25 protein-coding genes and 1 tRNA gene are annotated in these 25,123 nt (G+C 39.2%); 17 read left to right on the forward strand and 9 right to left on the reverse strand.

Annotated features, from left to right (window positions below; genetic code table 11):
- Positions 1–26 precede the first annotated feature (26 nt).
- Entirely contained in the window at positions 27–749 is a 723-nt protein-coding gene (locus NCCP133_RS05610) for an alpha/beta hydrolase (RefSeq protein WP_264803946.1), read from the reverse strand.
- A gap of 308 nt (positions 750–1,057) precedes the next feature.
- Between NCCP133_RS05610 and NCCP133_RS05615 the strand changes: the two genes are divergently transcribed.
- From NCCP133_RS05615 to NCCP133_RS05625, 3 genes are all read left to right on the forward strand, one after another.
- On the forward strand, positions 1,058–2,062 hold the full coding sequence (locus NCCP133_RS05615) for a TAXI family TRAP transporter solute-binding subunit (protein WP_264803947.1): 1,005 nt from the start codon (positions 1,058–1,060) through the stop codon (positions 2,060–2,062).
- Positions 2,063–2,209: 147 nt separating this feature from the next.
- On the forward strand, positions 2,210–2,740 hold the full coding sequence (locus NCCP133_RS05620) for a DUF1850 domain-containing protein (RefSeq protein ID WP_264803948.1): 531 nt from the start codon (positions 2,210–2,212) through the stop codon (positions 2,738–2,740).
- A 7-nt stretch (positions 2,741–2,747) separates the two neighbouring features.
- Positions 2,748–4,688 (forward strand): TRAP transporter permease, encoded by a 1,941-nt coding sequence (locus NCCP133_RS05625; RefSeq protein WP_442874241.1) that lies wholly within the window; start codon positions 2,748–2,750, stop codon positions 4,686–4,688.
- Positions 4,689–4,869: 181 nt separating this feature from the next.
- Here the strand turns inward: NCCP133_RS05625 and NCCP133_RS05630 are convergent, their stop codons facing one another.
- The 3 genes from NCCP133_RS05630 to NCCP133_RS05640 form a co-directional block, all read right to left on the reverse strand.
- Positions 4,870–5,100 carry a WYL domain-containing protein gene (locus tag NCCP133_RS05630; RefSeq protein WP_264803950.1) on the reverse strand — a complete coding sequence of 77 codons (231 nt, stop codon included), beginning with the start codon at positions 5,098–5,100 and terminating at the stop codon, positions 4,870–4,872.
- A gap of 108 nt (positions 5,101–5,208) precedes the next feature.
- A complete protein-coding gene (locus tag NCCP133_RS05635) occupies positions 5,209–5,823 on the reverse strand; it encodes a YczE/YyaS/YitT family protein (protein WP_264803951.1) in 615 nt (204 codons plus the stop codon).
- A gap of 128 nt (positions 5,824–5,951) precedes the next feature.
- Positions 5,952–6,716, reverse strand: coding sequence for a SurA N-terminal domain-containing protein (locus NCCP133_RS05640; RefSeq protein ID WP_264803952.1), 765 nt, complete (start codon positions 6,714–6,716; stop codon positions 5,952–5,954).
- Positions 6,717–6,946: 230 nt separating this feature from the next.
- On the opposite strand from NCCP133_RS05640, the gene NCCP133_RS05645 reads away from it, so the two are divergent.
- Both NCCP133_RS05645 and NCCP133_RS05650 read left to right on the forward strand, forming a co-directional pair.
- Positions 6,947–7,019, forward strand: a tRNA-Val gene (locus NCCP133_RS05645).
- A 460-nt stretch (positions 7,020–7,479) separates the two neighbouring features.
- A complete protein-coding gene (locus tag NCCP133_RS05650; protein WP_264803953.1) occupies positions 7,480–8,457 on the forward strand; it encodes a proline dehydrogenase family protein in 978 nt (325 codons plus the stop codon).
- A gap of 352 nt (positions 8,458–8,809) precedes the next feature.
- On the opposite strand, the gene NCCP133_RS05655 is transcribed toward NCCP133_RS05650, so the two are convergent.
- Positions 8,810–9,292, reverse strand: coding sequence for a hypothetical protein (locus NCCP133_RS05655; RefSeq protein ID WP_264803954.1), 483 nt, complete (start codon positions 9,290–9,292; stop codon positions 8,810–8,812).
- 309 nt (positions 9,293–9,601) lie between these two features.
- On the opposite strand from NCCP133_RS05655, the gene NCCP133_RS05660 reads away from it, so the two are divergent.
- From NCCP133_RS05660 to NCCP133_RS05680, 5 genes are all read left to right on the forward strand, one after another.
- Positions 9,602–10,462: a MurR/RpiR family transcriptional regulator gene (locus NCCP133_RS05660; RefSeq protein WP_264803955.1), complete on the forward strand. Its 861-nt coding sequence runs from the start codon at positions 9,602–9,604 to the stop codon at positions 10,460–10,462.
- A 51-nt stretch (positions 10,463–10,513) separates the two neighbouring features.
- The gene (locus NCCP133_RS05665) at positions 10,514–11,902 is read left to right on the forward strand and encodes a YjiH family protein (protein ID WP_264803956.1); all 1,389 of its coding nucleotides are present in this window, start codon (positions 10,514–10,516) and stop codon (positions 11,900–11,902) included.
- A gap of 49 nt (positions 11,903–11,951) precedes the next feature.
- Positions 11,952–12,761 carry a GNAT family N-acetyltransferase gene (locus NCCP133_RS05670; RefSeq protein WP_264803957.1) on the forward strand — a complete coding sequence of 270 codons (810 nt, stop codon included), beginning with the start codon at positions 11,952–11,954 and terminating at the stop codon, positions 12,759–12,761.
- Between the two features lie 23 nt (positions 12,762–12,784).
- The gene (gene menC, locus NCCP133_RS05675; RefSeq protein ID WP_264803984.1) at positions 12,785–13,897 is read left to right on the forward strand and encodes an o-succinylbenzoate synthase; all 1,113 of its coding nucleotides are present in this window, start codon (positions 12,785–12,787) and stop codon (positions 13,895–13,897) included.
- A 249-nt stretch (positions 13,898–14,146) separates the two neighbouring features.
- Positions 14,147–15,043: a COX15/CtaA family protein gene (locus NCCP133_RS05680; RefSeq protein WP_264803958.1), complete on the forward strand. Its 897-nt coding sequence runs from the start codon at positions 14,147–14,149 to the stop codon at positions 15,041–15,043.
- A 556-nt stretch (positions 15,044–15,599) separates the two neighbouring features.
- On the opposite strand, the gene NCCP133_RS05685 is transcribed toward NCCP133_RS05680, so the two are convergent.
- A complete protein-coding gene (locus NCCP133_RS05685) occupies positions 15,600–15,725 on the reverse strand; it encodes a hypothetical protein (RefSeq protein WP_264803959.1) in 126 nt (41 codons plus the stop codon).
- A 342-nt stretch (positions 15,726–16,067) separates the two neighbouring features.
- Positions 16,068–16,262 carry an alpha/beta-type small acid-soluble spore protein gene (locus NCCP133_RS05690; RefSeq protein WP_264803960.1) on the reverse strand — a complete coding sequence of 65 codons (195 nt, stop codon included), beginning with the start codon at positions 16,260–16,262 and terminating at the stop codon, positions 16,068–16,070.
- 271 nt (positions 16,263–16,533) lie between these two features.
- Here NCCP133_RS05690 and NCCP133_RS05695 point away from each other — a divergent pair, with 271 nt between their 5' ends.
- The 7 genes from NCCP133_RS05695 to NCCP133_RS05725 all read left to right on the forward strand — a co-directional run bounded on the left by NCCP133_RS05695 (position 16,534) and on the right by NCCP133_RS05725 (position 23,142).
- Positions 16,534–17,802, forward strand: coding sequence for an ammonium transporter (locus NCCP133_RS05695; protein ID WP_264803961.1), 1,269 nt, complete (start codon positions 16,534–16,536; stop codon positions 17,800–17,802).
- 38 nt (positions 17,803–17,840) lie between these two features.
- Positions 17,841–18,824 carry a DUF294 nucleotidyltransferase-like domain-containing protein gene (locus tag NCCP133_RS05700; protein WP_264803962.1) on the forward strand — a complete coding sequence of 328 codons (984 nt, stop codon included), beginning with the start codon at positions 17,841–17,843 and terminating at the stop codon, positions 18,822–18,824.
- The gene (locus tag NCCP133_RS05705; protein WP_264803963.1) at positions 18,824–19,555 is read left to right on the forward strand and encodes an exonuclease domain-containing protein; all 732 of its coding nucleotides are present in this window, start codon (positions 18,824–18,826) and stop codon (positions 19,553–19,555) included. Before NCCP133_RS05700 ends, NCCP133_RS05705 begins: the two co-directional genes overlap by 1 nt.
- 168 nt (positions 19,556–19,723) lie before the next feature.
- Positions 19,724–20,353: a TetR/AcrR family transcriptional regulator gene (locus tag NCCP133_RS05710; protein ID WP_264803964.1), complete on the forward strand. Its 630-nt coding sequence runs from the start codon at positions 19,724–19,726 to the stop codon at positions 20,351–20,353.
- Positions 20,354–20,637: 284 nt separating this feature from the next.
- Positions 20,638–21,522, forward strand: a complete 885-nt coding sequence (locus tag NCCP133_RS05715; protein ID WP_264803965.1) for an ABC transporter ATP-binding protein — start codon at positions 20,638–20,640, stop codon at positions 21,520–21,522.
- Positions 21,523–21,528: 6 nt separating this feature from the next.
- Entirely contained in the window at positions 21,529–22,323 is a 795-nt protein-coding gene (locus NCCP133_RS05720) for an ABC transporter permease (protein ID WP_264803966.1), read from the forward strand.
- Between the two features lie 21 nt (positions 22,324–22,344).
- Complete coding sequence (locus NCCP133_RS05725; RefSeq protein WP_264803967.1) at positions 22,345–23,142, forward strand: ABC transporter permease; 798 nt, start codon at positions 22,345–22,347, stop codon at positions 23,140–23,142.
- Between the two features lie 41 nt (positions 23,143–23,183).
- On the opposite strand, the gene NCCP133_RS05730 is transcribed toward NCCP133_RS05725, so the two are convergent.
- The gene (locus tag NCCP133_RS05730) at positions 23,184–23,519 is read right to left on the reverse strand and encodes a hypothetical protein (protein ID WP_264803968.1); all 336 of its coding nucleotides are present in this window, start codon (positions 23,517–23,519) and stop codon (positions 23,184–23,186) included.
- A gap of 115 nt (positions 23,520–23,634) precedes the next feature.
- A complete protein-coding gene (locus NCCP133_RS05735; RefSeq protein ID WP_264803969.1) occupies positions 23,635–24,819 on the reverse strand; it encodes a PucR family transcriptional regulator in 1,185 nt (394 codons plus the stop codon).
- Positions 24,820–25,123 lie beyond the last annotated feature (304 nt).

The raw sequence follows: 25,123 nt of genomic DNA on the forward strand, positions 1-25,123 counted from the left end.
GTTCTGCAATGAATTAGATCAGATCCTTAAAACATCATTTTAAGCGCCCTTTTTAAATCCGGCTGCCAGTATGTCCAGGTATGGTCTCCATCAAACTCATCATAAAAGTATGGAAAGCGTTTTTCTTCAAACACCTTGGAGAGCTCCCTGTTTGGAGCCAGGAAATCTTTCTCTTCGCCGCCGGTTGTTTTGACAGCTGTTTCACCTTTTCCGATGACGTGGTAGATATTCAGAAGGTGAGGCTCGTAAAATTCTTTAACAGTCTCCAGAACTGTTTTATCAACAAAAGGAGACTGAAGGACCAGCCTTCCAAATGTATTCGGATAATGGATCGCTGCCATTAATGATACTGTGGCAGCGAGGGAATCTCCCATCAGAGCCCGCCCCATCCCCATTTGATACGTAGGGAATTCTCTGTCAAGGAAAGGGACCAGCTCATGTGCCAAAAAGCGGATATAGGCATTATGCTGCTCGCCATTTGGATGATATTTATTCCATCTATCTTTGACATCTTTATAAGGAACGCCTACAATGATCAGGTTTTCAATTTCCTTTTCGGCTATAAGTTCATCTGCGATTCTTCCCACTCTGCCAAGCTGAAAATAGTCTTTTCCATCCTGGGCTATAACAACTGTATATTTGTATAAAGGGGAATAAGAAGCCGGCAAATATACTAGGAGGTCCATTTCATCTCCAAGCTCCTTGCTTTTAATCTTTATATCCTTAATTGTTCCTCTAGGAAAGTCCATGTCTATCTATTCCTCCGTTTGTTTGTATGTAAGGCTTTTCATGAAAATTTTATCATATATATTTAGGAATTGCTCTTTACGTGTTTGGGCAGTTTCCATTCTGTAATAATATGGTTGATAATACTCGAAATGATGCTGGCTAAATTAAAAATATTAGCAGCTGTAACATAAACTATGGATTACTGCATAAAAGAGGTAGTGATTATATATTGCTTGTTTAAATTATAAAGGTATCATTTGACAATCGGGCTATCCTTTATGGTAGTATATAGTACGACAAACTGTAATTTTATAAAGGGGGAAATATAATGAAAAAGAAAAGTTTTCTTCTCGCAGCAGTTTTGCTGTTAGCGCTTTCGATGATCCTTGCTGCTTGCGGCGGCGGAACGGATGAAGGCAATGGCGGCGGTGGCGAAGGCGATGGCGATGGCGCTGAAAAGCCGAAGTTTATGAGCATCGTAACGGGTGGAACGGGCGGTACATATTATCCGCTAGGCGGATCGTTCGCTGAGATTATTTCTGATGCTACTGGCATTGATACAAATGCTGAAGTATCAGGTGCATCTGCAGAGAACATGAATACACTGAAAGACGGCAATGCAGAAATTGCTTTCTCACAAACAGATATTGCTTCATATGCTAAAGAAGGAAAGCTAATGTTTGAAGGATCAGCTGTTGATAATGTAAGTGCAATTGGCACACTTTATCCAGAAACAATTCAAATTGTCACAACTGCAAAGTCAGGCATTAAAACAATTGAGGACTTAAAAGGCAAAAAGGTTTCAATTGGGGCTCCAGGTTCAGGAACTGCTGCAAATGCAGAACAAATCCTTGAAATACATGGGATTACATTAGATGACATCAAAAAACAGGATTTATCTTTCGATGAATCCACTGCAGGCATCCAGGATGGCGCAATTGATGCTGCCTTCGTTACAGCAGGAACACCAACAGGTGCTGTTGAAGGCCTTTCCGCAACTGAAGATGTTGTGATTGTTCCAATCGAGCAGGATAAAATTGACGCCCTGATCGAAAAGTATCCTTACTATGTACAGGATGAGGTCCCATCAGGAACATATAAGCTTGCAGATGCTGTTCCAACAGTAGCTGTACAGGCGATGCTTGTTGTTTCAAATGATCTTTCTGAAGATGTCGTCTACGATGTTACAAAGGCAATTTTTGAAAACCTTGATAAAGTAACACATGCAAAAGGCAAAATGATCAAAGCAGAGAGTGCAGTCAAAGGTACAGGAATAGATCTGCATCCAGGTGCTAAAAAATACTTTGACGAACAAGGCTTTAAAGCTGAGTAATCTGCAAAACATAATTTAAGCGCTTAAAAACTTGGCCGGCTGTAAAACCTAAATAAGGTTCTTACGCCGGTCAATTAACTTTTAAGAAGATTTTCCATTCAAATGTAAAGAATGGTTATAATAACAATTATTTTAGGTGGGGTGTATATGAAAGATAAGAAGCCAGGAAAGACAAAATTGATCCTGGTATTCCTCAGCCTCACATCCATCGTAATCATGCTTTTCATTCCCATGAAGCAAGCAGTTGTTTTTGAATACCAGAACAAAGGAGAAGTGCTTGCTTATCTCCCTATTAAAGAGAACGGATTTTTTAAAATCAAATATACTCATTCCATTCATCTTTCGGATGTTGTAGAAAGCTACAAGGTAACGGAAAAGAGCTACATAAAGCTGTACGAGCTTACGTATGAGGATTTTGCGATTGGAATGCCGGAAAATGCTTCAAACGGGGAAATATTTGAACAGAAGGACGGCAAATATTATATTAAAAATATGAATCGGATTTTTCCTTTTTTTGATCTACGGCTGGGAGAGGTTAGGGCTAACCACAGAATAATTAGCGAGGGAGAGGAATATCCTCTCTCATACTATATAGAACCCGGTACTTGGGTGAGAATTAAAGCAAAAAAAATAAACTTAATTGAGGCTTTGAAAGGAGTGAATATCCTTGGACAATAAAGGGGAAATGTTATCTCTTGAGGAACAGCAGAAACTGCTTGAAAAGTATGATCCAGAGGCCGGCACAAGGAAACTGGGAGGCATCATGGGCTGGATTGTCTTTTTTGGCCTTTTATCTTTTTCGCTATTCCATTTATATACAGGGATTTTTGGGATGCTCACGGCCCAGCTCCAGCGTTCGATCCACCTGGGGTTTGCATTAGCCCTTATTTTTCTTTTGTTTCCTGCAAGGAAAAAAGATAGGGGGAGAAAACATAAAGTTGCCTGGTATGATATCATTCTGGCAATTCTCGGTATCGCAGTGGGTTCCTATTGGCCTTTATTTATTGATGAAATTGTTATGAGAGCCGGGCGCCTGACAGAAATTGATTTTTATGTGGGACTGCTTGCTGTATTATTAGTGCTTGAAGCAACAAGGCGTGCAGTCGGAATGCCAATCACGATTATTGCTGTGATATTTTTGGCATATGCCATGTACGGGCCGTATATGCCAGCATTTTTGGCGCACCGCGGCTTGGATTTGGAACGGCTTGTCCAGACGATGTTCTTTACAACCGAAGGGATTCTTGGTACTCCATTAGGTGTGTCGGCAACCTTCATATTCCTATTCCTGTTATTTGGTTCTTTCCTTGTTAAAACAGGGGTAGGACAATACTTTAATGATTTGGCCGTTACACTGGCAGGGAAGCGAACAGGCGGACCTGCAAAGGTTGCGATATTTTCCAGCGCCCTCCAGGGAACAATCAGCGGAAGCTCTGTTGCTAACGTTGTAACTTCAGGATCTTTTACCATTCCAATGATGAAAAAGCTTGGCTATAAGAAGGAATTTGCTGGTGCGGTAGAAGCGACAGCGTCCACAGGAGGACAAATCATGCCCCCTATTATGGGTGCTGCGGCGTTCCTTATGGTGGAATTCATTGGCGGAGGCATAACTTATTGGGATATTGCCAAAGCTGCGGCAATTCCTGCACTTCTTTATTTTGCAGGTGTATGGATCATGACTGACTTTGAAGCGAAAAGAGTTGGTTTAAGAGGGCTCAATGATGATGAAATGCCGAACCGGAAAGAAGTGCTGAAGAAGATTTATTTGCTTCTGCCGATACTGGCGGTAATTGTATTGCTAATGAGCGGAATGAGCGTAATCCGTGCTGCTCTATGGTCTATTGTTATTACAATTGCGGTTAGTATGATACGGAAGGATACACGCATTAACTTCCGGGATGCTATTGATGCATTGGTTGATGGTGCTCGTACTGCGTTGGGCGTTGCAGCTGCGACTGCTGCTGCGGGTATCATTGTAGGTGTTGTTGTGAAGACAGGACTTGGTTTAAAAATGGCCAATGGACTTCTTGATCTTTCAGGGGGATTATTAATCCCAACACTTATGCTTACAATGGTTGCAGCGATCATCCTGGGAATGGGATCACCAACGACTGCAAACTATGTCATCACATCAACAATTGCGGCTCCGGCCATTATATTGCTGGGGATCCCAGATTTATCTGCCCACCTGTTCGTATTTTACTTCGGTATTGTGGCAGATATTACCCCTCCAGTTGCGCTTGCTGCATTCGCTGCTGCAGGGGTTTCGGGCGGTGATCCGATTAAAACCGGTGTGAATGCCTCTAAGCTTGCAATCGGAGCATTCATTATTCCTTATATGTTTGTTTTATCACCAGAGCTTTTAATGATTGATACAACCTGGTATTACTTAATCTGGGTAGTATTTACGGCGTTGGCCGGCATGATGGCTATAGGAGCCGGCGTTATTGGGTACTGGCTGCGGAAATTAAATGCAATTGAAAGGATCTTAGGGCTTATAGGTGGATTAATGCTGATCTATCCTGAGGGAATAACGGATATTTTGGGCCTAGGGATTTTTATTTTACTGATTGTTCTGCAGGTCGTCATTAAGCGAAAAGATAAAACTAAGCCTCAGACAGCTTAACGAAACAGGAAGGTTCTCTAAAGGAGTTCCTTCCTTTTTGTTTACTTCATTTGATTTTAGGCTTCTTCCTTTTTTTAGAGAACATATACGTATAAGTGACAGTTAATCTGGGTATGGGTCAAAGAACGAAGGCATAAAAAAGCTGTATTCCAGCTGGGACATACAGGCTTCTTTATCTAAATTATGGAAAGCTTTTAGCTGATTTGATGTATTTTTTTTCTGGCAAGACCGACATAATATGATTTAAATTAAAGATGCGCATTTGCTTTCTATATAAGCAGTAGGCTAAAATGGTGCTTCCGCGCAGTTCTTTAATTAAAATTTTCCTTTGTGTAAATGAGTTCCGTTTGGAGAGATAAATGATTTCCACTGGTTTTCTCTCTTCCATAGCTCGATAAAGAATTCCTTTCATAGAGAAATCCCTCCTGCCTTTTATTTACATTATAAACGAACGAATGTTCTGAATCAAAGAAAAGCGAAAATTTATTCGTATAAAAAAAGACTTCATTAACGAAGTCTTTTAAATGATTTTTAACCCCTTATCCTTTAAGAGGTTAAGCAAGAGGGTTCCATATTGGATAGTATAGCCTAAAAAGATAGCGACGAACAAAGTGCCCAGTCCCACTGGACCGCCTAAAGCGAAGCCCATGGTCAAAGCCAAAAATTCATTTAGGATCCTTGCATTTTTTATGCTGATGTTCAGCCTTTTTGCTGTTGCAATCATTAATCCGTCAATTGGTCCACTGAAAAGTTTTGGCCGGATATAAATAGCTACGCCCAAGCCAAGCAAGATAATACCTATAAAGAAGGCAAGAATTTGAATAGAGAAATAGTTGATAACAATCCCGTCAAAAATAAGTTCCATCCAAAAGTCGATTCCCAGGCTTGCCAATATCGTACCTATAAAAGATTTTAACTGGGGCTTTTCCCAAGTAAGCAGAGCATTGAAAAAAATCAGGGATGTCGTGACCAGGAAAGACCATGTTCCGATTGTAAGACCAAATTTATTAAAAAGTCCTACATATACGGTATCCCATGCACCCGCTCCAAGACCTGATAAAATAATGAGAGAAATCCCCAGAGTGAGTATTAAATATCCTGAAATTATTTGAATAAATGTTATACGTTTGATCATGATGTATCCTCCCCAATACATCTTACCGTAATTAGATAATTTCTCAAGAGGTAAGATAGTAAAAAAATGAGGTAAATTTATCATATAAAAAACAGCAGCCACCCAAATGGGAGGCTGCTGGATCAGGATTAAACCTTTATATCAATTTTCGCGTTTTTCTTTAATTCTTCAACATGCTTAACGAGCATCTCCTGCTGCTTTTGCTGTTCAAGCTGCTTTTTAATCTGCGGCTTTACTTCTTCCAGCTTAGGAGGCTCCTGGCCTTCAGCATTACCTTGGCTCGCGTACTCGTCATAGTATTTTTTGATTTCTGCATCCGTAACCTCTTCAGGTTTAATTTCACTCTCAATATACTTCGTGTACTTAATATTATTGGCAATTTCATCCTCTAATGAGCCCTTATCAAGTCCCGCTTGCTGCATAGCTGTTTCAAATTCTTTATCATCATTGAATTGCCCTTTTGTTTCTTCAAGCTGTTTTTTTACTTCTTCATCTGAAGCTTTATAGCCTTTTTTATCTGCTTCCTGGAGAAGCAGCGTTTGGCCGACTAAACTATCAAGTGTTTGCTTTTTGATTTGCACTGCAGCTTCTTCACTAGTAGGATCTTGTCCCATTTGCTGGTACATCGTTTGTGAAGATGTAAGTACGCTATTATATTCACGGCCAAGAATTTCCTGGTCATTAACAATTGCAACTGTTTTATCCTCATCAAGCTTTTGCTCTTCCATTTTCTTTTGCATTTCTTCCATTTTCTTTTGCTGCTCCTGCTGATCAGTTTCAGCCGTTTTACCCTTATCCTCTTTATCAGCCGTTTTGCTTTCATCATCAGCACCGCATGCTGCTAATACAGCAGATAATAATACTAGTAAAAAGGGGTACATTAGTTTTTTCAATTAAATTTGCTCCTTCCGTAACCCTGAAATGTTTGATTCATCTAACAAAAGAATCATATAGTGGGCATTATAAAGCATATTTTCTTAAAAAGATACCATGCAAGCCTAAATGGGGAAATTGTAACGCGAATGTAATCTATTTTCAGGCTATTAAACTTCTATTAATGGAATGAAAATTACTATTGACTTTTAAGTGAAACAATATTATATTTTATATTATCCTCAATAACGATTCCGTAGCTCAGCTGGGAGAGCGCTACCTTGACAGGGTAGAGGTCGCTGGTTCGAACCCAGTCGGAATCATTCATTTAAAAAGGTTCAGCTTCATAGAAGCTGAGCCTTTTTGTATTTCCGTATAAATTTATATACCTTCATACATCCACCCATTAATAAACTTCCAGCATTAAAACAGGTTGAAGCAGCTTCTCTTAAACTTCTTCTATACTCTGCCACTTAAATTTTTCTTAAAAACCATTTATCAAAGAATGTAAAAACGGAGGGGAAGTGGTAGTGCTAGTTGGCTGTGTGTCATTACCTTTTTATAGAAACGCTGAAAAAGCAATTTGAGAATATTGGCACTTTGCTGTTCGGAAGCGGGAATGGATGTTATGGGTAATATAATCTTTATTTATTTACTCCAACTTGTAAATGTTTTACCTTCTATCCTGCAGGGAAACTTTAAAATAGGAAAATTCGCAAAATAAATTTTATTAAAAAACTATGCTATAATTTTAGTGAAATTACAGAGTTAGGGGATATTTCTATGTTGAAAGATCTATTTATTGGCCTTTCCCAGAACGAATTTTTGAATACTGCCGCAAAGAAATATGGCTTGAAATTAGGAGCGCAGAATGTCGTTGCGGGAACAAATTTAGATGAAGCAATTCAAAGCATTAAAGAACTTAACGCACATGGAATCTCTTGTACTGTCGATAATCTCGGAGAGTTTGTATACAAGAAAGAAGAGGCGGCAGAAGCGAAAAAGCAAATAATTGAAGTAATTGAGGCCATTCATACAAATCAGGTTGATGCCCATATTTCATTAAAACCTTCACAATTGGGCTTAGATATTGATTACGTATTCTGTCTTGAAAATGTGAAAGAAATTGTTGATAGAGCCAGCAAGTACGATATTTTTGTGAACATGGATATGGAAGACTCTAAGCGCCTGCAGCCTTCCTTTGATATACTTGATGAACTGTCAGGCATGTATGATAACCTCGGAACGGTAATTCAGGCCTATTTCTTTGATGCAAAAGATGATCTTAAAAAATATAAAGACTGCCGTCTCCGTATTGTAAAAGGTGCATACAAAGAACCTGAAGAAATCGCTTATCAGGATAAGATCGATATTGACCGAAACTTTATAAAATTAATAGAATGGCATTTGTTGAATGGGAAATTTACATCCATTGCAACACATGACCATAAAGTGATTAATTATGTAAAGGATTTTGTAAGCGTTAATAATATCTCTAAAGAGAAATTTGAGTTTCAAATGTTATACGGTTTCAGGAAAGATATGCAGTTAAGGCTTGCAAAGGAAGGGTACAATTTTTGCACGTATGTGCCATTCGGAAATGACTGGTACGGCTACTTTATGCGCCGCCTTGCAGAAAGGCCGCAAAATCTGAATCTGGTTGCTAAACAAGTATTCAATAAGAAAACAAATACAATGCTGGGTGTGGCAGCTGGAGCGTTTCTTCTAGGAAGATTAACCAAGCAGCACAAAAATAAATAAAGGGTGAGCCTCCTATAATGGAGGTTTTTTTGTAATATCAGAATTTATATTCCTTTGAACTTAAAGAACTGTCTAGCTCCAGGCGCCTACCCCCTCGAGGTCATAAGCCGATCCTCCCAAAAAGCAAAGAACGCCTTTCCGAGAGGCTCATCTTGTGCTTGAAGTCCCCAGGATGGGGGTCATGCAGACGTTGCCACAGGACGTGGCATTCTTAGTCTGCGTTCCTTCGTGGGCAAGGCGCCTTGCGCTTTTTCTTAGGTAACTTTTTCCTGCAAAAAGTCCCCGCTGATTGTTAGTTGAACCAATCTGGCCTATATGGTCAGTTTGACTCCCGATTTCTAGAACTTACTTTTTATACAAACACATGCAAAAACACAAACACAAAAAACAAAAAAGCCAACATGTAGTGGAATTTTCTCCTTTTACCCGTCGACTTCCTCCTCCGCAGCATGCCGCTGAATATGAGAACGGAAAGAACGATTAATGTGGCAATTCCGCTTACGGCTTTTGCCTGCCACAGATCTTCTAATCGTACAGATATCATAATCACAGCATGTATGAGAATAAGCATGGAAGCTGGTATAGCAATTGCGATATGGTATTTCATCATTCTTTTGGAAGTTTTCGCTAATGTCACTTTTACTTTCCGTATCTTACTTTTCCGAATTAGAAGGAATAAGAAATACATATTCAGGTTAATTAAGAATAAAATAAATGCAGCCTGCGCTAGAACCTTACCCAATAAAATTTGGTTTGAATCGCAACCCTGGTGCCAGCTCCATAGGAGAATCAAAAGAACCGTTAAAATATTTAATCCCAGCCACCTGGCTATCATGTAATTTCCCCCAGCTTTTTTAACTTCCTATATCATGTCTTAATATGAAGGTTTAGTGAAATCTGTTTTTGAATATGATGCATAAAAATAAGTTATTTCTATTAAAAATACATTTTTCTCTTGCTTAAGAAGTATTTCATCCGTTAATATTTTTATATAGAAGAATATCCTTCTAAGAATAGAGACATTAAAAACTAATAGGAATTAAAATATTATTTAGAATAGTAGAAAATCTTCTTGTGAGAGAAGTATATCATGCTTTATACTTTGCTTATGAAGTTTTTCCTGCACTATTCAAGAGGAGTTAGCATGAAGAAGAAAACAGTAAGCCAACTAATAAAAACAAGCTATTCCTCACTCTCTCCAGGACAGAAAAAAGCAGCTGGATTTTTTATGGATTATGTGGATGAAGCAGTGCTGTTATCAGCCTATCAAGTTGGAAGAAAAGTGGGGGTCAGTGAAACGACTGTCATTCGACTTGCATATACCCTTGGGTTCAGCGGCTACTCCCAAATGCAGGATCTGATCAGAAGGGACTGGCTTGCCGGCAAGCAGCAGGAGCAGGCAGCGGCTGAAGAGTTTCATTCATCAGAGAATGCAGGCGAAGTGAATTTGTTTAAGAGAATCATTGATCAAGAGAGGAAAATACTTCGGCAATTGCTTGACCAGGTCAATGAAGCAGAGATCTGGAAAGCAGTTGATATGTTAATTCAGGCAGACAGAGTTTATATTGTCGGGTTTGGCAGCTCGTTTGCTGCTGCATACTGGTTTTATTTCACGCTAAAGCAATTAAGGGGAAATGTGTTCATTTCAGGTCCAAATGGTTTTTCTCCTGAGGATGTGTGTGATTTAACAGAGCAATCCGCAGCTGTCATTTTTTCATTTCCGCGTTATCGGAAGGAAAGTTTTAAACTTGCCTCCTATGCTGAAGACCAAGGCTCTCGGGTGATTGCCATTACTGACCGGCAGCTATCGTCTATCGGGCAAATGGCATCCGTAACACTTACAACGGACAAGCAAATGGATTCTGGTCATCATTCCATAGCTTCGGTAGTAAGCTTGCTGGAAGTCTTAATTGCGGGAATGCTAGAACGTGACAACGAGGAAATTGCAAAAAGGCAGCAAATGCTTGAACTTCTGTATGCTGAACAGAAAATCTTTATGGAGTAAATGATTACAACAGGGGAGACAATTAGAAAAAATACAAGGGGGTCCATGCGAATGAGCAGTCTTTCAAAGAAAATGCCTGAGATTGAACAGGTGCAGCTAAAGTCGTATGCAGCAGGAGATTATTTGAAATTTTTAATCCCATCTTTAGTGGGAATTCTCTTATTCATGGTGCCGATCAGCGAAGGTGAGGGCATTACTATACCGGTAGCTTATCTGGCTGGACAAATAGGAAGTTTATTGGGTGATTCTGTTTATGCAATCACAGTTATTGTTATAACTTTATCCGTTATTGGGTCACTTACTGCAACTATATTTAAACCTGGGTTCATTTTGAATAGCCCGTTTTTAAATAAACTTTTTAATGTGAGCAAGTTTTGGCTTGCGGCGCGGATTCTTGGAATGGTTTTTGCTATTATCACTATTTTTGAGTTGGGTGTTGAGCCAATCTATTCGGAAAATACCGGCGGGCTATTAATCTATGATTTAATTCCAATCCTATTTACCACTTTCCTTCTGGCAGGTTTGTTTTTGCCATTGCTATTAAATTTTGGTTTGCTTGAATTCTTTGGCGCCTTGCTTATTAAAGTGATGAGGCCGATCTTTACGCTTCCGGGCCGCTCCTCCCTTGATTGCCTGGCTTCATGGGTGGGAGACGGAACAATTGGTGTTCTTCTGACAACGAAGCAATACGAAGACGGCTATTATACGAAACGTGAAGCTGCAGTGGTAGCTACGACTTTTTCGGTGGTATCCATCACTTTCACAATTGTGATCATTCAATATCTAAATCTTGAGCAATACTTCCTTCATTATTATTTTACAATTATCCTTGCAGGTCTTGCGGCTGCGATTATCATGCCGCGCATTCCTCCTTTATCTAGAAAATCAGATAGTGGATATGAAGGCACTGAACTTAAAGAGGAAACCTCCATTCCAGCAAATGTCTCTGCAGTAAATTGGGGAATCAATAATGCAGTAAAAAAAGCTCAGGCAAATAAAGGTCCTGGCGGAGTTGTTAAAGAAGGCTTCCAGAATGTACTTGATATGTGGCTGGGTGTATTGCCGATCGTTATGGCTATTGGAACGGTAGCTTTGGTAATTGCAGAATATACACCGGCATTCATGATTCTAGGAAAACCATTTGAGCCAATCCTTGCACTTATGCAAATCCCTGAAGCAGCTGAAGCAGCTCAGACAATGGTTGTCGGTTTTGCTGATATGTTTCTTCCTGCAGTAATTGGGAGCGGAATTGAGAGCGAAATGACAAGATTTGTAATAGCTTGTGTGTCTGTTACACAGCTTGTGTATATGTCTGAAATGGGCGGACTTCTGCTTGGTTCAAAGCTTCCGGTCAGCATTAAAGATTTAATCCTGATTTTCCTGCTTCGCACAATTATCACATTGCCGATCGTAGTTGCTATTGCACATATTATATTTTAATGGAAGTAAGTAAGCGGATTTTCGCAGGTAAGTGTGAGGAGAGGATTTAATGAAGCAGGAAACACGATCATCACTATCTATAAGAAGCCTTGATCATGTTGAGGAGCTCGGAGCGGTTTATCAATTGGAAACACGAATATGGAGCGTGGAAGATGCTGTACCTGTTAACCATACGGCTGCGGCAGTTAAAAACGGAGGATTTGTCCTTGGTGCCTTTATTAGGAACGAGCTAATCGGATTTCAGTACAGCTTTCCCGGGTTTGATGGCAATAAGGTTTATTTATGTTCCCATAGCCTGGGAATTGATTCAAAATATCGTGCATTTGGAGTGGGGGAAATGCTGAAAAATGCACAAAAAGTGAAAGCGTTGGAAAAAGGATACGATCTTATTTCCTGGACATATGATCCGCTGGAAACCGTTAATGCCAATTTAAATCTTCATAAGCTTGGAGCGGTATGCACCCGTTATATTGAAAATGCTTATGGGGAAATGTCGGATCATATGAATGCGGGTATTCCGACTGACCGATTTTTAGTAGAGTGGCGTATAAAAAATGAAAAGCCGCGCTGCAGTCAATCTGCTTACCCTCAGATGCCTTGCGTTATAGAGACGGATGTAGAGAATGGTTTTTCTATTCCTTATAAAACTAATCTAAACTATAGCAATGATAAGCTTCTTGTTCCAGTACCAGGAAACTATCAGGATATCAAAAAACAAAATTTTTCACTAGCATTGAAGTGGAGAGAAGCGACAAAAAATGTCTTTATACACTTTTTACGTGATGGCTGGACTGTGACTGATTTAATCAAAGATCGAATGAAGGAAAATCAATACCTATATCTTTTGGAAAAAGAATAGGCATAGAGCGAGGAGAAGATATGATGGAATTTAAAAGCATCCTTTTAAGGCATGTGAAGATGGAGCTGCTGAATCCTTTCACTACAAGTGTAGGAACGGAAGCAGATAAAGATTTCATACTTGTCGAAGTCAAGTCGAAAAGCGGGCTTTCTGGGTGGGCAGAATCTGTATCCATAATGGAGCCTATCTATAATGAAGAAACAGTACAAACGAATTGGCATATCATGAGTGATCATTTGATCCCCATCCTGTTTGAAGCAGATATCCGCCATCCTGATGATGTTTCAGAAGCTTTCAGGAAGATTAGAGGGAACTTCAATGCTAAAGCAGCCTTAGAGGGTGCAGTATGGGATTTATATGCCAGGGAAAATGGAATTTCGCTGGCAAAGGCTTTGGGAGGAGTGAAGGACAGAATTGAAGTAGGCGTTAGTGTCGGGATCCAAGAATCAGAAGCTTCGATGCTCAAGCAGATCGAAGGATATATCAAGGAAGGCTATAAACGGATTAAGGTGAAAATCAAGCCGGGCTGGGATGTGCATATTCTAAAAGCCATCCGAACTCAATTTCCGGATATACAGCTCATGGCGGATGCCAATTGTGCATACACCCTTAAGGATGTTGAGCATTTAAAAAAGCTGGAGGAGTTTAATCTGACCATGATTGAACAGCCCCTTGACCATGATGATATTATTGATCACGCGAAACTTCAGTCACAGCTTGAGATACCCATCTGCCTCGATGAGAGTATACATACTTTTGAGGATGCCAGAAAAGCGATTGAGCTCGAAAGCTGCAAAATTATTAATCTTAAAATCGGGAGGGTTGGCGGGTTGACTGAATCCAGGAAAATCCACGACCTTTGCGAAGCGAACAATATTCCAATGTGGTGTGGAGGAATGCTTGAAGCTGGAATTGGCCGGGCCCATAATATTGCCATAACAGCACTCTCAAACTTCACGATTCCTGGCGACACTGCACCATCCTCACATTATTGGAAACAGGATATTATTGATCCAGAGGTGAGTATGGAAGATGGGTACATTATTATTCCTGAAGAAGCCGGAATTGGCTTTGAACCGAATCGCAGTAAGATAGAGGAAGTCACTCTATATAGCAAAAACTTTTTCAATCAATAAAGTTTCTTCAATGATAGTAAAGGCAGCTCATCATGGTGATGGACTGCCTTTTTTAAATTTTATTGCGAAAAAACTCCAGAAATTTTATATAGGGGAGTTCTGATTTTTTTATAACATGTCTGACTTCTAAATGAGCAGCTCTTTGTGACCCATGTCACCGAAGATTTGTCCAATCTTTGATAATATTGTGACAAAATTCAAAAAACTGCAAAAGGGGTGCATGGGTTGAGGATAGAAGGATTGGCATTCATGACAATTATTTTGACATACCTCTTAATTGTATTTGGCGGTTATGTGGCATCATCTGAATCGGGGATGGGCTGCGGGCCTGAGTGGCCATTGTGCAATGGACAGGTAATTCCTATTCTGGAAGGCGATACGTTAATTGAGTTTGCTCATCGGGTAATTGGGGCAATTCTCGGGATTATTACTGTTGCGCTTTTTCTTAAAATTAAAAAATCAAGACCAGAACAGGATTTAAAATCGGCTTCCTGGGGATTAATGATTTTTCTTGTCCTTCAGATTTTGTTGGGGGCAGTTGTAGTTTTACTGGATTTACCGGCTATTATTGTTTCCATTCACTTGATGATTGCTATGCTTTTCCTGGCAAACCTTATATGGATTTGGAGAAGAGTTGCTGTCAGGAATGGGAATCAGCCTTCACTGCATAAAAACAGTATAGCAGTTTTATCTAATCTAAATGTAGTTTTAATGCTATTGATGCTGACCTTATTTCTGGGTGCTTACATAAAGCATCAAGCATATGGATTGGCATGCGGCTGGCTGGATTGCGGAAATGGATTTATACCTGCATCCATACCGGGGATGTTCCAAACTGGCCACAGGCTTCTAGCTGGTGCTTTAGCATTTTACATATTTTTTCTTACATATATCTCCATTAAGAAAAAATGGAATGCTGGGTTACAAAATAGGCTAATGGCAGCTTCCTTGGTTGTGATGGGCCAAATACTCATCGGCATACTCACCATCATCAGTTACATTGAAATTTCTTGGGCTGTCCTTCACCTGGCGTTGGGAACTGCACTTTTTGCATTCGTGTTTGAAGCGAGGGTATTCGCGTCTTCTGTAAAAAGCATGGAAACAACCTTGAAAGTAGTAAAAAGCAAGCCGCAATACTTAGATTAATTAAGTGTCCCTCTGATTCGGGATTTTCTTAATATATCAGAATTTATATTCCTTTGAACTTTGAGAACTATCTAGCTCCAGGCGCCTTGCGCTTTTTTTATAGGAAATAGATAAGGAGAGGCGGAGAATAAAATCAGTTAATTGGGAAGTGAAGCAGGCAGACTTTCTGAAAAATTGCCACCTAAAGAGAAAGAAGAGTTATTCAGCTTTGTAAGGAAATATAAATAGCTGTGAAAAGGCTGGCAAAAAAAGAGTTAAACCTTTACATTATACCTATACAGGTATAAAATAGAGTGTAAACTGAGCCTTTAACATAACTCTTTTATAGGGGGAAAGAACATGCTTAAAGAAAAAAAACAGAATGCTGAAGATTGTAATACAGGATCTTGAGGCATTCATAAACCATCCTCTCAGGTCGAGGGAAAAAAAGTAAAATTACTGCCTCCAATATGACCAGGCACCTACGTGTGGCTCCTGGTAGGAGCTATTTATTTATTATATAAGCTTTTTACTTAAAAAGGCCGTCGAATGACGAGCCTTTTTTTGTTGCTTAAAGTTACTTTTGCACATCCCTTTTTGTTATTTCACTGCGAATATCTGTGTCCTTAGAGAATTCAGTATCCTGCTTTTTCTTATTGGGATATTTGTTTTTTCTTTCGCGATTGTCATTTTTGTTCGTCATGGACAAAACCTCCTTTTAATTTCTCTAATTTATTTTGCAGCATGGAGGAACCGTTTATTCGCAGCTTTTAAACGGTTTGGAAAAAGTTACAAAATTATGAACTTAGCGAATAAGTCATTTAAACCAGCGAATAAATCACAAAAACTTACGAATAAAACAGGGGAATCAGCGAACAAACTTGTAAATTAGCGAATAAACCAACTGATTTGGGCGAATAAATTGATTGTTTCAACGGAATCACTTGCTTAAGGAGACCTAGCAAGAAAAACTTTATCCGAAAAAACTGCGCGATTCTAATAACCGGCCCCAGTATAGGGCCGGCCGAGCTAAAGAAGCCGTCTTTTAAAGATTTTGCTGGTTTCTTAGCTGCTGTTCTGCCATGGCGACAAGACGTTTTGTCATTTCTCCCCCGACAGAACCGTTTGCTCGTGCGGTCGTCTCAGCACCAAGCTGAACACCAAACTCATTGGCAATCTCTTGCTTCATTTGCTCCAATACATTTTCTGCACCGGGCACCAAAAGTTTGTTTCTTGCCATGATACATCACTCCCGACGATTTATTGAGCAGTAAATGCTCGTTTTTAACTTAACCGATTAATGAAAAGCGGATACCACTTTAAATTTGCCAATAATTTTGCACCAAAGATAATCTCTATGTAATGTTTTATAACATGAAATTTAGAAAATTATAAAAAGAACATTGACATATTGTGAATTTAGGATAAAATAAAGTTAAATTTAATGATGTAAGGAAATATAACATATATTAATTAAATTATCTTACATTGAACTAAGGGAGGAAATAGAATTGGATGCCACATTTTTAATGAACAGTTTGTGGGTAATGTTAGGAGCCATTTTAGTTATCTTCATGTTAGGCGGATTTATTATGCTGGAGGCTGGTTCGACTAGAATGAAGAATGCTGGCCATATTGCAGGCAAAACCATATTTACTTTCGGGCTTGCATCACTTGTGTTTTGGGCTGTAGGTTTTGGATTCATATTTGGTGATAAAGCCAACTTTTTAGTCGGACTTTCAAACTTCTTCTACTCGGGTGCCGAGCTTGAAGGGATGAGCTTATCTTCTCCTGTATTCTTCGTTTTTCAGCTGGCATTTGCCGGCATTGCCATCACGATCGCGCTAGGCGGTTTTGCTGAACGGGCAAAATTATCCATATACCTCATTTTTACTATATTGTTTTCCGCCATTGTTTACCCGGTTGTTGCACACTGGATCTGGGGCGGCGGCTGGCTTGCAGAGCATGGCAAGCAGGATTTCGCCGGTTCTACAGTTGTTCACTTAACAGGTGCTATGGCAGCACTCGCTGCTACGATTTTGCTAAAACCGCGTATTGGAAAATTTAATAAAGATGGTTCAGCAAACAACATATATGGACATAACCAAGTTTATACTGCACTTGGCGTACTGATTCTATGGGTCGGCTGGTTTGGATTTAACGCCGGCAGCACATTATCAGTTGAAGATGGATTCTTTGGGTTTGTAGCATTGAACACAAACCTGGCTGCCGGAGCTGGAGCTGTAGCTGCATTGATTATTTCCTGGATGGTAATGGGCAAATCGGATGTACCGACCATGCTGAATGGTGCTTTGGCAGGCTTGGTTGCCATTACTGCTTCTTGTGCTTTTGTTGATACTTGGGCATCCGTTGTAATTGGGCTTGTAGCTGGTATCCAAGTGTTCTATAGTGTCAGGTTCTTTGAAAGGAAAAAAATAGATGATCCTATTTATGCTTTGTCAGTCCATGGTGCAGCAGGGATTTGGGGAACCTTATCCACAGGATTCTTTGCAACACCAGAGCTTGCAACAGTTGGGAAGCCGGGGTTATTTTACGGAGGCGGCTTTGAACAGCTGGGTGTACAATTCATGGGTGTAGCAGTTTCTGGTCTTTATGCATTTGCCGTATCTTTCATTATTCTGGCAATTGCCAAGAAGTTAATGGGAGGACTTCGTGTAACAGAGGAAGAAGAAATTATGGGCTTGGATTTAAGTGAACATGGCAGCTACGGGTACCCGGAAATATTTATGGCTGAAGAAAACAAAAGGATTAGCTCGTAAACCTCCAGAATACGGGCTGCCTTAAAGGAAGTGTCCGATTGAATTGCGGAATTAACTCTTATCAATCCCTGAAAAAGTGGAAAGATGAACAAATATTGAATCTTCGGTTGGATGCTTATGCATTGAATGAGCTTCATGATTGTGTAATGAAAACTGTTTTTAAGATAGCCTTGGAACGAATGAATGGAGAAAAATTGCCCTCATGGAAGTTTGTCTGGTTTTTGACGGGAAGTGGGGGGAGAATGGAACAAGGTTTTTTAAGCGATCAGGACCATGGGCTGGTATATGAAACGGAAGATCCTGAGGCAGCAACATACTTTTTGAAGCTGGGCAAGGAAATAGCAGACGGACTTGAGACAGTTGGATATCCCTATTGCGAAGGAAATGTAATGAGTTCTAATCCGATATGGTGCCAGCCTTTAGGGAAGTGGAAGGAGCAAATTTCAGATTGGATGAAAGAAGAAAGCTGGCAAACATTGAGAAATCTGCATATTTTCTACGATAGCAGAGTGCTGGCTGGCGAAAAAGAATATATCGGTGAATTAAAATCACTCATTCATAATCGTATTAAAAATAATTCCAATCTGCTGAGCCGGCTGATGGAAACGAGTATGCATATAAAAAATGCTATTGGTCCGGTAGGCCAGCTTCTTCCGGAAGAAAAAGGAACCCATCAAGGGGAGCTGGATCTCAAATATACGGCATTTATCCCTTATGTAAATGCGGTTCGGCTTCTCGCGATTAAAGAAGGGATATTCGAAACTTCAACGATTGCCAGGCTGGAAAAGCTTCAAGATATTAAAGGTTATGATGCCGGAATGGACAGATGCAAAAACAATTTTGCCACTCTATTAAAATGGCGTCTTCTGTCATACAAACAAACCGATACCTACAATGATACCCACTTTCTCCAAATAAAAAGCTTAACAAAAAGGGAAAGAAATGAATTAAAAAGAATTTTAAAGGATGGAAAAAATCTTCATCAATTTGTGATAAGGACCATTGAAAAGGGTGCAGTGTAATGGGATTTGATCCTTTTGTACAATTTGTCAGAGGAATTCAAGGGAAGCTTCATTCAAATATGTTTGGGGGGTTGAATGGACAGAACGCCCAGCATATGGCGTTTATCAGGCAAATGCAAAGGGAACTGGAAAATGCCGATTCAATGGCCATACCCATCAGAAAGTTAAATGTTGTTGTGTTTGATATCGAAACAACAGGGTTTTATCCGGATAAAGGTGATCAAATCATTTCCATTGGAGCAGTTAAAATAATCGGAGGGGAAACTTGCGACAAAGATTGTTTTTATTCCCTCGTGCAATATGATAAATCGCTTCCTCCGAAAATAAAGGAACTAACCGGGTTATCTGAGGGTCAGTTAGTTGAAGCGCCTTCCCTCGCAGATGTTATGATCAGATTCTTTGAATTTGTTAAGGATATGCCGCTTGTTGCCCATCATGCGAATCATGAAAAAAGCTTTATGCGTCATAGCTGCTGGAAGTTGTTCCGCACTCCTTTTAAGCATAAAATATTGGATACTTCATTCCTTTACAAGGTCACAGAACCTGATAAAGCTCTTTTTAGATTAGAAGAGCTGTGCGAACATAATGGCATTCCCGTGATTGGCCGCCATCATGCGCTTGGGGATGCGAAGCTTACCGCCCAGCTATGGTGTACATTGAGTGAAAAAGCACAAAATTTAGGCTGTGCAAATCTAAAGGACGTTTATGAACGTCTGGCAAAACTTAGTTGAATCTTTTAAGGTCAGTTCTGAGCTTACACGTCCAGACTGATCTTTTTTTATGGGCATAAAAAGCTGAAAATATTTTAAAACTATATTGACCGTATTGGTCAACGTTTATATAATGAAATTGTAATTGACCGATATGGTCAAAATCATTCATTAAGAAGGAGACGAAAAATGTTTTCTAAGTTTTTAAGTTTGGATCCTGAAAGACAGGATCGCATCATAAATGCGGCAACAAAAGTATTCGCACGAAAAGGCTACCGTAATGCCTCTACAAATGAAATTGTTAAAGAAGCTGATATATCCAAGGGATTGCTTTTTCATTACTTTAATAATAAAAAAGATTTGTATTTATTTTTGTATGATCACTTGATGGTGGTGTTTTCTGAAAAAATAGCCGAAAAACTGGATTGGTCAGAAAAAGATATTTTCATTAAGATGCGTCAAATCACATTAATTAAATTTGAGCTATTTGGTATCTATCCGGAAATACTTAAATTTTTTAAAGCGGCCTATACGGAAGAGGCTGAGGAAGTGAAAAGCGAACTTGAACGCAGAAATAAAGAAATATTGTCCAAAAGCTATGAGAAGTTTTTTTCGGATATCGATACTTCGTATTTTAAAGAAGGTATCGATATTAAAAGAGCAGTAAATATCATTTACTGGACGATTGAAGGTTTTGGAAATCAGCAGCAGGATCAAGTGATTACTGCGAACTTGGAGCAAATTGATATTGATAAAATAAGGGCCGAGATGGATCTGTATCTTGAGATTTTAAGAACATCTCTTTACAAAGAAAAGTAGCTGTTACTTGAATTTTTGCTCTGGTAAAATTGCCTGTTGATTTCCGCTCCAGAGCTCTGCGAACCGAGGGAGGCCCGACCCGACGCTCCTTGGGCAAACGTGCCTGCGGGGTCTCCCTTTGACACGGTCTTACCGCTGGACGTTGATTAAGCATCCCCGAATTAGAACCGCACGAAGGAAATGCGAGCATTTTTGAGAATCTCGCGGCTTCCTCTCCAATTAACAGGGTGCCAAAATCAACCATGAGCTTTAACCCCGAATTTTTATAATGAGGAGGCTGTATAATGAGTGTAATTGAAATCAGCAATCTGACTAAAACCTACGGAAAAGCAAGGGGAATCAATAATATTAGTTTTACAGTGGAAGAAGGGGAAATTTTTGGCTTCATCGGTCCAAATGGGGCGGGAAAATCGACCACTATACGTACGCTGCTGGGACTCATTTACCCTACTGGCGGCAGTGCAAAGATCTTTGGAAAAGATTGTATTAAATATGGATCTGAGATAAAAAAAGAGATTGGATATTTGCCGTCTGAGGTTTTTTACTACGAAAATATGAAAGTTCTTGATTTGCTGAAATACTCTGCGAGCTTTTATAAAAAGGATTGCAGCAAACGAATGCACGAACTTGCAGACATTTTGGATCTTGACCTTTCTAAAAAGATTGATGATTTGTCTCTGGGCAACCGGAAAAAGGTAGGGATCATCCAAGGGCTCCTTCATGAACCAAAACTGATTATCCTGGATGAACCGACGAGCGGATTGGATCCCCTTATGCAGCAAAAATTCTTTGATTTGTTAACAGAAGAAAATAAAAAAGGTGCAACCATTCTTTTTTCATCCCACATTTTAAGTGAGGTGCAAAAATTGTGTGACCGGGTAGCCATTATTAAAGAAGGTGAAATCGTTACGCTGGAGAAGATCAGCACCTTGAAAGAGAGTACCTACAAAAAATTTAAAATCGAAACAGCTGTCTCCCTTGACAAGGAATATTTTCAAATAAAAGGTGTTAATGACCTGGAGGAGGATAGGGGGACGGCAACCTTTTTGTTTAAGGGGAATGTGAATTCCATAATGAAGAAAATTGCTGCAATTGATATCGTGAATATTTGGATTGATGAGCCTGACCTGGAGGAAATTTTTATGCATTATTATGAAAAAGAGGACTAATTGGCTATGAATATATTTATATATGAATGGAAGTCCTACAGAAAATCAACGCTAATCTGGTCACTTTCATTGGCTGGCTTAACCATTCTTCTCTTTTCAATGTTTCCTGCTATCGCAAAAGATGCCGAGGAATTTAAGAGGGTGCTTCAAGGTTTTCCGGAACCTGTCCGAAAAGCAATTGGACTGGAAATAGACAGTATTGCTACTATACTGGGATTCTATTCCTATGTGTTTTTGTATGTATCCCTTTGTGGGTCTATACAGGCTATGAATCTTGGATCCTCTCTATTGACAAAAGAAATTCGTGAAAAAACAGCTGATTTTTTATTAACCAAACCTGTAACGCGGAAACAAGTTCTAACATCCAAACTGTTGGCTGCAGTTGTCTCATTAATCTTAACAAATATCATCTTTGTAACGGCTGCCAACATGATGGCTTCGATAGTTAAGACAGAAAGTTACAGTATATCTGCCTTTATTCTGATTTCTGTTTCTTTATTTTTGCTGCAGCTTATTTTCCTGGCTATTGGGGTGCTTGTTTCGGTTATTGTTCCGCGTATTAAATCGGTTCTTTCCGTTTCGCTGGGCACGGTTTTTGGCTTTTTCATGGTTGGAATCTTCGGTTCGGCCGCAGGTGATGAAGCAATGCGCTATATTACGCCTTTTAAATATTTTGATCCAGCCTATATCACGAATAATTCAGCCTATGAACCGGCATTTTTTACTTTGGGGGCGGGAATCATTTTGGCATCAATTTCAGTTGTTTATTATGTTTATTCGAAAAGGGATATTTCAATCTAATGGCAACTGGAGGTGCTTGCTATGAATTTATTTTTCAGAGAACTAAAAGCCAGCCGTAAATCTTTGATCCTTTGGTGTATCGGCATTTTGTTGATGGTTGCAGGCGGTATGAGTAAATTTGGCGGAATTTCTTCGTCCGGTCAGTCGATGAATGAATTAATGGGAGCTATGCCCAAGGCACTGCAGGCGATTATGGGGACTGGGTCGCTTGATATCTCTACTGCAGGAGGATATTACGGTGTGCTTTTTTTGTATTTGATGGTGATGGCGGCAATACACGCCAGTATGCTGGGGTCGACTATTGTCTCAAAGGAGGAACTTGAAAAAACAGCTGAATTTTTACTTGTGAAACCAATTTCAAGAAACAAGGTAATTACATGGAAGTTGATAGCTGCGCTAGTAAACGTTTTACTATTCAATATCGTCACTTTCGTTTCTTCTGCAGCAGCGGTAGAATATTATAACGATGGGAAAAACTTGAATGGAGATATTGCCATTTTGCTGGCAGGAATGTTTATCCTCCAGTTGATTTTCCTCTTTCTGGGGTCGGCAATTGCATCTGCCACCAGGAAACCAAAATCAGCTGCATCGCTATCAACTGCGGTTCTAATGGGCACCTTTCTGTTATCCATTATGATTGACATGAGTACGTCGATTGATTTTCTGAAATACCTGACACCTTTTAAATACTTTGAAGCAAAACAGGTAATGTTCGGCGGAGGATTGGAAGCGGTTTTCCTGATTTTATCTGCAGCATTCATTTTAATTTTTTTATTCGCAACCTATAAATTTTATAAAGATAAGGATATGGCAGTTTAAAAAAAGAAGCATGGATTCGGATCCAGGCTTCTTTTTTAGCATTAAAACTCTCCTTCAAATGGGGTGAAAGGAATATTAAGCCTATTTTCTACAGCTCTTAGTCTTTGATTTAATCTGTTGAGCCTTCGTGTGTGCCGGTCAACAGTCTGATTTAGCATTCGTACTTGATCGGTTAAGTTAGTTAGCTGCCTGTTTAAACGTGTAATTTCTCTCGATTGGTCCTGATTTTGCCTCTCCAGAGCCGTTACCCTTCTTTCAAGCTGAGTCGGCTGTCTGTCAGAATCATATTGTTCAAATTGTTCAAATTGCTGAAACTCCGGTGTGAAGTGGCCTGAAGGCTGAGGAAGATAACCTTGATAATAGCCATATGGATACATTGGGCATTCTCCTTTTTTTACAAAATGCTAAAGCTCCATATAAACTATGCAAAAATGGGCGGAGAGGCACGGCAAAAGCCCATTCTGAATTTTGCTGCCCATTTATTTTTAAATATTAAAAAATGTGCAGAATATCTGTAGTATCTTGTTCACCTTTGGCTAATTTTGTAAAATAACCGGCTAATGAAACCTCTAGCATTAATCTTTTATTATTATCTTTAATAAAGTCTCTGCCTAGAAACTCTTCTAGTTTCTCAAGACGATGGTATAACGTTTGCCGAACAATAAATAATCGGCTAGCTGCTTCTTTCTTATTCCCTAAACATTGTAAATAGATATATAAAGTGAAAAGCAAGTTACTGTCATTTTTTCGGTCATACTCAATGAGGGGCATTAGATACTCGTAAATCCAATTTAGTAAATCGTTTTCCTCGATTGAGGTCAGGAGTTTTTCAGAATGAAGTTCTTCGTAAATTACAGAGTCACTGCTCTTAAAATTGCGAGTATAGTCAAGAGCTTTTTTTAATGTAGTGATACTTGATTGGATTAATGCCATACTTCGGACCTGTGCGCCTAAAATAAATTTATAATTATTAGATGGTGTCTGTATAGTACTGACAACCCGGTTTTTGAAGGTTAATATGTTTGGTGATTCATCAAACCAGAGAATTAATTTACCTGGGATATCACTTAAATAACTATGAATAAACGATAACTGATTTTTCTTTGCTTTTGAGTATAAATAAGCCATATCCATTTTAAAATTACCCAAAACAAGTGCGGAGTAAACAGGTGAATCTGCATGGTGTTTGAACAACTCTTTCTTTGTTTCTTCCAATTGTTCATAATCTGATCCATTCCATAAACTTTGCAGGCAAAAAAGGAATTGCTTTTCAGGAGTTGGGAAGTGCAGTAAATCATACACTTTCATGGTTATATCTATAAATCGGACTTGTCTTTCAAACACGATAATTGGAAAACCAGCATCTTCTGCCATATGGATAATCGCCTCAGGTAAGTTATCTATGTATGTGTGCAGTTCGATGCAAATACCGGCTGCTTGCCTAAGAATCAATTCTTTTACGAATTTTACCCCTGTTTCAGGATGCTGTGACCAGCCGATGCCGGTTGTCAAAATCAATTCTCCTCCATTTATCAACGTTCCAACTTCAGTTACTTCCAAAATATGTGCCCATTTCACCTTGCGGTTTATTCCTTTTTTTCCTGCAAGAACTTTATAACCATTAAAACAAGTAAAGTTAAATAATTCTGAAATAGTCAAGGTGTGATTTGATGGCAAGACGTTTTCCTCCTTTGGACACTTTGTAAAATCAATTAACTTAATTATATATAAGTTGTCTAATGAGTCAGAATGGATTTCATATTAAAATTAATATTATAAATATTCTGTATTTAATTTTAGCAAAATTTTAGGTAAGAGTGAGAGAAAAGTAGTTAAGGAAGGACAATTCATGAAGTGAATTTCTGTAAAAAGATATTACGGTAAAAGGGAAAGAAGTAGCTATGATTATAAAGGAGCATTCCTGTTAGAAGGATTTTCGGGGACTTGAACAAAAAAGAGCCCTCTTGGTATGATACGGGGT

Source organism: Cytobacillus sp. NCCP-133, from assembly GCF_026011715.1.
In the GTDB taxonomy this organism is placed as follows: domain Bacteria; phylum Bacillota; class Bacilli; order Bacillales; family Cytobacillaceae; genus Cytobacillus.